Below are 6,315 nucleotides of genomic sequence, written 5' to 3'. Positions count from 1 at the left end.
CGCTGGATCTGGTCGTACGGACCGTCCGGCGGGATCACGCCGGGGCGCTGGACGCAGACCACGTCGGCGCCGAGATCGGCCAGGAGGGCGGCGGCGTGCGGGCCCGGTCCGAGGCCTGCGAATTCGACGACGCGAATGCCCGCGAGGGGGCCCTTCTTCTCTGAAACTGGAGCAGACACGCGAATTCCTCATCAAGGGGTGTAGGGCGGTGAGTGAAACTAGCTTAGCGAACGCTACACAAGCTTTGGGGGCTGGTGTGAATTGTCCAAGGCGCGGCGAACAGTGTGTCAGCACTCGAGTGCAGCCGTTACCCCCCCAGCGGGTCAAGGCGAGGCCGGCACCGCTCCCTTCCATCATCGAACTTCATTAGGACCACATTGATTTCAGTCGCACGCTATCCGAGTCTGACGTGGTTCTGGCGTGGCGGATGCCAGGCGGGGACAGTTGTCAGTCGGCTGACCGTGCGATGGCTGGCTGGGCCCATGCGTGCTCGTTGCCCGACGGAAGGATCTTGGCGAGCAGGTCCGAGTACCGCTCGGACTCGGGATCGGAGACATCTTCGGTCAAGACGGGGGCGGGGCCAGGGGCGGTGGGGCTGAAACCGCGGAGGGTCAGGGGGTACCCCTTGACCCACTCACCGTCCGGGCTGCGCAGTGCGATGCGGCGTTCGCGGTAGCGCGGCTGGGCGGCTCGGTCGGCGGCGGTGCAGACGGGAACGGCGGGCACGCCGACGGCGTGCAGTTCGGCGACGGCCTCATCGCGGTTACGATCCGAACTCCATTCAGTGATCTGTGCGTCGACCTGATCCTGGTTGTCCCACCACCACTGCTCTTGGGCGCCGTCCGGCAACCCGTGGATGATTCCGGCAAGTGCTCGCCGGTGTTCGTGGGTGGTGCAGGCAATGGCGAGCCATTCGTTGTTCGCCGTCGAGTAGACGTCGTGCGGGGTCGCGCCCGGTCGGCGGTTGCCGGTTGTGCACATCGGCAGACCGTCCCAGACGAATGCGGCCAGTTGGTCGGCGAGGGTCCACGCCACCAGTTCTCGCTGGGAGAGGTCCAGCCGGGCGCCCGTCCGACCTGCCGCGACGGCGTGCGCGACCAGCGCGGCTCCCGCAATGGCGACGATCTGGTCGGGGTAGTTCACTTCCCCGGACGACCAGATCGGCGCCCCTCCGCGGTACCCTGTGGCGCCGGCGAGGCCGGACAGCAGGTCGAGCGTGGAACCGTAAGAGCCGTAGAGAGATTCCGGCCCGGCGCTACCTTGGCTCGACAAGGACAGATAGACCAGATCGGGATTCAGTTCTCGGACTGTTTCCGGATCGATTCCCATTCGGGTTGTGACACCGGCCCGGAAGTTCTCCACGAGCACGTCGGCTCGGCGGATCAGGTCATGGATGATCCGGCGCCCGCCGTCGCTCTTGAGGTCCACGCACAGACCGATCTTGCCGACGTTGTTCGACCTGAACATCGGTGAGGTGACAGGAGTCTCCGAGGAGACCGAACCTGGCATCACCCACTGCCGGAATCGGTCTGGCCGTGCACTCGACTCGATCTTGATAACCGTCGCGCCGTAGTCCGCGAGCAACCGGCCGGTGGCCGCCCCCGCGGTGATCGTGCCGAAGTCCAATACGAGGAGGCCCGCGAGAGGCGCGGCACCCGGTCGGCAGGTCGCCACCGGAGCAATAGGTATCGCACGAGGGTTAGCGGGACGACGAACAAGCGTGTCTTCGCCGAGCGATGGCGCCCGCTCGACCCGGGCCTCGTCTCCGTCAGGCACGGGGAACGAGACAACCGGGGCATCCCGCCGACGCCGGTCCGGAGGGAACGCAAATCCCCGCATGGCGAGCTGTTCGGAATCGAGTAGATCGGCCGCCGACGCCGCGTAGCCGAAGGGAAGGCCCAGTCGCTGTGCAGAGGCGTAGACCTCGTACGCCTCTCGACGGCCGATCGCGTCCCCGATCACGGGCCATAGCTCCTCTTCTCGCTCGAGCCGGATCCTTTGATCCAGGAACGCCGGGTCGGAGAGTCGGTCGTCGCCAATCAACTCGACAACGGCAGGCCACTGATCCGCCAGGAAGATGACGCCGACCCATCCGTCCTTGGCCTCGACGATCCGCCACGACCCGCGGGAGGCGCCGGTGCGGTGAGGGGCGGCGTCGGCGATCTCGTAGGCGACATCGCTTTTCCAATCCATATAGGCGGCGACGTCACTCAGAGCGACCTCGACGAAGTCACCAGTTCCGGTCTTCTCACGGGTGCGAAGGGCAAGGGAGGCGCCCAAGAGACCGACGAACCCCGCCACGTGGGCCGTCTGCTCGCCGCCCAGGCTGAGAGGTGACCGGTCCGGCTCACCGATCATCTGCGCCAACCCGCCGTAGGCTTCCGCGAGGAAGCTGTCGCCGGGGATCTCGGCGAAATCGCTGTCCAGACCGAACGCCGTCAAGGACACAGTGACCAGCCGTGGAAATCGTTCGGACAGGTGCGCGGGGTCGAGCCCGAGCTGTTCCATCTCACTCTGTGTCAGATCGTGGAGGAGGACGTCTGCCGAATCGAGCAACGATTGCCATCGAGCGCAGTCGAGCGTCGGATCGCACACGACGCTGCGCTTGCCCGCCGCCGTCGCAGTGAAAGTGAACTCGTGGGCTCGAAGTGGGTGCCCGGACGCCGGCTCACACAGGGTGACCTCGTGTCCGAGCCCGGCAAACAACCTGCCGCAAACGGCTCCCGCCGTCCAACGGGTGAGCTCGACGATCTGAAGTGGTTGCGAGTCAGTCATTCCAGTCCTCCACCGGCATCGCTGCGGGTATCGCCATTACCGCGACCTCTTCTCCTGGGGCGGAGCCAAGTAGGACTTGCCCAATCTCCGTCCTGCACGACGGTCCTGTACGGCGAGGGCCAGCTCGCGGCTCAGTCGTCACGGTTGCGGAAGGAGGGGCCACCGTCCATCGGCTCGGGTGCTTTGGTCAGGAAGCGGTTGCGCTTCCTTTGTAGGTTGTATGACCGTATCCGGTATTCCATGATTTCGTCAATGGCGCCGACACGACAGCGGCTCGCGGCAGAAGTTGACGGTGTACTCAATTGCTCTACAGCGGCCGCAGGTACGAGCGGCCCGCGGTGCCGGGTCGATCACGAGCGCCCTCAACTTCTGACGGCAAGTCTTTGAGGTCGACGAACATGCGAGACCGCGAATAGCAGCCGTAGTTCGGTCTACGTTCGCGTTGATTGGTTCGCTCGTGAGTCGAGTCGCATCCAGCGAGTCGACGAAACGGGGGCACGGCGCGGCGGCCTGGTCGGGCGACGCGGCAATCCCGAGATAACTCGGAAGGGCAAGGCTGAGGTCGCCTGAGGCGTCCCGGGACTCGAGCGGCTCCCGGTCCTTTCCGTGAATGACCTGGTCGGCTGAATTACCGCTCCGCGGCAGGTGCCTGACCGAATTGATGTGGTGGGATCAGAGGCTGGTCATGTCCGAGGCGGGCGGTCGCGGCGGTGGCGGAGACCAAAGGTTCAGGCGATGCTGTTCTCCAGTGCGGCCAGCGCCGCGGCCTTCGCTGCCAAGACGTGCGCGGTTGCCGCTGCTGCGGCAGCCGGTCCGTCGCGGCGTGCGATGAGATCGACTATCTCCAGCAACTCCCGGTGGCTTTCCTCGGCGCGGCCGCCGATCCGCAGGGATACCCGACGCAGTGCGTGGATACGCGCCTCAATGGATCCGAACATCTGCTGAAGAATCGAGTTCCCCGCGGCGTCCAGCAGAAGGTCGTAAAACCGCCGGGTGGCGGCGAGCTGATCATCGAGTTCGTCAGGTTGTGTCAGAGCGGTGCGGAGGTTCGCGACCTGAGTGTCGGAGGCGTTTCGCACACAAAGTTCCACTGCGGCGGCCTCGAGTGGCGCCCGGACGTCGTAGAGCTCGCTCACTACTGGCGCGGTGAGTACTGCGACCTGCAACCCTCGTGCACCGGAACGCTCGACGAGCCCTTCGGCCTGCAGACTCCGGAGCGCTTCGCGCAGGGAAGTTCTGCTCACCCCTGTCAACTCGCCGAGTTCCCGCTCGGTCAGTCGGCGACCTGGCTCCAGGTCGCCCCGGGTAATGGCCTCCCGGACCGCGTCGGTCACTCGGTCCCGCAGCAGCCGCTCTGGACGCTCGACCAGAAGTCCGTTAACGCCGTCAGCCACTGGGACCTCCTTGGTTTTTGTATGACCGACACATCATACAGCGGAGCGTTTCGACCCGCGCGACGTCCGGACGTTTACGGTAGCCCGCGCTATCGCACTGGCGGGTCGCATCCCCCGCGTTGACAGATTTCGTATTACATAGTCCAATACTACGAAGTATGAACTATGGCGAATGGCGCTGTTGCATTCATCGAGGGGAGCGCTGTGTCGTTGCCCGGCGAGCGGTCGGGACGCGTCCCGATCCGGACCTCGGTGATCCGACGACCTTCGCTGAAGGGTTGCCACGTCGCGCTCGCCGAGGGTCGTGAAAACGATGCCTCCGTGCGGCGCTTCCGAGTTGAGTCGTCTGCGTGTCGTGACTGGCTGTCCACCCCGCGTCATATCGACAAGACGACACCGCTGATGAAGGAGTGAGCATGAGTAAGACTTGGTTGATCACTGGAGCCGGACGGGGTTTCGGTCGCGAGTTCGCGATCGCCGCCTTGGGGCGAGGCGATCGGGTGGCGGCCACTGCCCGAAACACGGAAGCCTTGAAAGATCTTGTCGATATTTACGGGGACGCGATCATTCCGCTGTCCCTCGATGTGACCGACCGTGAGGCGGTCGGCGCAGCTGTAGCCACCGCGCACGAGCGACTGGGCAGTCTGGACGTTGTTGTGAACAATGCAGGCTACGGTCTGTTCGGGACCGTCGAGGAGATCTCTGAGCAGCAGTTGCGGGACCAGCTCGAGGTCAACCTGTTCGGTGTCCTTCACGTGACGCAGGCTGTCCTGCCGATCCTGCGCGAGCAGGGCGCGGGCCATGTCGTTCAGATCTCGACGGTGGGGGGGATCGCTGCCTTCCCCACCCTCGGCGGGTATCACGCCTCGAAGTGGGCGCTCGAGGGGCTCTCGGAGTCCCTCGCTCAAGAAGTCGCCCAGTTCGGCATTTCGGTCACGCTCATCGAGCCGGGTGGGTTCAGCACCGACTGGGCTGGTAGCTCGGCCGTGCATGCCGAGCCACTGCCGCACTATGACGCTCTACGAGCGGCATTCGTCGAGCAGCAGAAGAACACGCCCCCCGAATTCACCGGTGACCCCACCGCGGCCGGGCCCGCCCTCCTGAATGTGGTCGATGCGGAGGAGCCGCCATTGCGCGTCCTGTTCGGATTGATGCCGACCCAGGTCGTGCCAAGCCTCTACCAGCAACGACTCGACACGTGGAAGGCGTGGGAGCCGGTGTCGCTCGACGCCAACGGCCATTCCTCGAGCTGAGTCCTCGGGGCCGGTGTTACCGATGTCGTTTGCACCGGCCCCGATCTGCGCGGCTACAGTCGACGGGTGGCAGCACAGGGTGAGGGCGCGCGGATGCGCGCCAGACGGGCTCTGCGCCGGGAAATCATGCAGGTGGCGCTGGAGCTCTTCGTCGCGAAAGGCTTCGACGCCGTCACTGTGGACGAGATCGCCGGTGCGGCGGATATGTCCAAGCGTACGTTCTTCCGGTATTTCGCCAGTAAAGAGGACCTGGTCGTCGACAATCTCGTCGAAGTCGGTCACGAGCTCGCTCACCGGCTCGCCGCTCAGCCGTCGGACCTGGCGGCCTGGCCCGCGCTGCGGGCAGCGTTCGATCTGATCGTCGAGCACAACGACGGTGCGCCGGAACGCACCTTGATCCTGCTGACGATGCTCCATGAGACCTCTGCTCTGCGCGCCCGGCACCTCGAAAAGCAGTCGCGGTGGCAGGAGCTCCTCGCCCCTGATCTGCTTGAACGTATGACGTCCGATGTGCCGGAGGCGCTGCGTGCGCCGGCGGCGAAGGCGCTCGCCGGGGCCGCGCTCGCCTGTCTGGACACCGCCCAGGAAGTGTGGTGCGAGGCGGGCGGCAGAATCTCCCTCGGTCCCATCCTCGATGGCCTCATGGACGCTGTGCACTCCTGTCATACGGCGTGACCGTCGCCTCAGTCTTGGTGTCAGTCCTTTTCAGAGGGCTCGGTCGCCAGACCCGCGTTGCCGACCTGTATACCGGGCAGACGCACCCCCTACCGGCGACGAGGCTCATTTCCATCGACCTCGCCCTCGGGCAAGTCCTCGGACGTCGCACCGCCCAGCAGGCGGTCCTCGAGGTCCTCTCACGCTGCGCGGTGGACCGCCCGGAATCCGCAAGGCAG

5 protein-coding genes are annotated in these 6,315 nt (G+C 65.4%); 2 read left to right on the top strand and 3 right to left on the bottom strand.

Annotated features, from left to right (window positions below; all coding sequences use genetic code 11):
• The 3 genes from CA951_RS38155 to CA951_RS38145 all read right to left on the bottom strand — a co-directional run.
• Positions 1-179 (bottom strand): CoA transferase (locus CA951_RS38155; protein WP_179220472.1); only part of this gene is annotated, 179 nt, incomplete at its 3' end.
• A gap of 268 nt (positions 180-447) precedes the next feature.
• Positions 448-2,775 carry a CoA transferase gene (locus tag CA951_RS38150; protein WP_087561802.1) on the bottom strand — a complete coding sequence of 776 codons (2,328 nt, stop codon included), beginning with the start codon at positions 2,773-2,775 and terminating at the stop codon, positions 448-450.
• A gap of 728 nt (positions 2,776-3,503) precedes the next feature.
• Entirely contained in the window at positions 3,504-4,169 is a 666-nt protein-coding gene (locus CA951_RS38145) for a GntR family transcriptional regulator (RefSeq protein WP_087561801.1), read from the bottom strand.
• 416 nt (positions 4,170-4,585) lie between these two features.
• Between CA951_RS38145 and CA951_RS38140 the strand changes: the two genes are divergently transcribed.
• Positions 4,586-5,422 carry an SDR family oxidoreductase gene (locus CA951_RS38140; protein WP_087561800.1) on the top strand — a complete coding sequence of 279 codons (837 nt, stop codon included), beginning with the start codon at positions 4,586-4,588 and terminating at the stop codon, positions 5,420-5,422.
• 66 nt (positions 5,423-5,488) lie between these two features.
• Entirely contained in the window at positions 5,489-6,097 is a 609-nt protein-coding gene (locus CA951_RS38135; protein ID WP_143543165.1) for a TetR family transcriptional regulator, read from the top strand.
• The last annotated feature ends 218 nt before the right edge of the window (positions 6,098-6,315 follow it).

The sequence above is a fragment of the Rhodococcus sp. NCIMB 12038 genome, assembly GCF_002165735.1.
Taxonomy (GTDB): domain Bacteria; phylum Actinomycetota; class Actinomycetes; order Mycobacteriales; family Mycobacteriaceae; genus Rhodococcus_F.
Note: the sequence above shows the minus strand (reverse complement) of the source record. Positions and strands in the feature narration are given on the sequence as shown.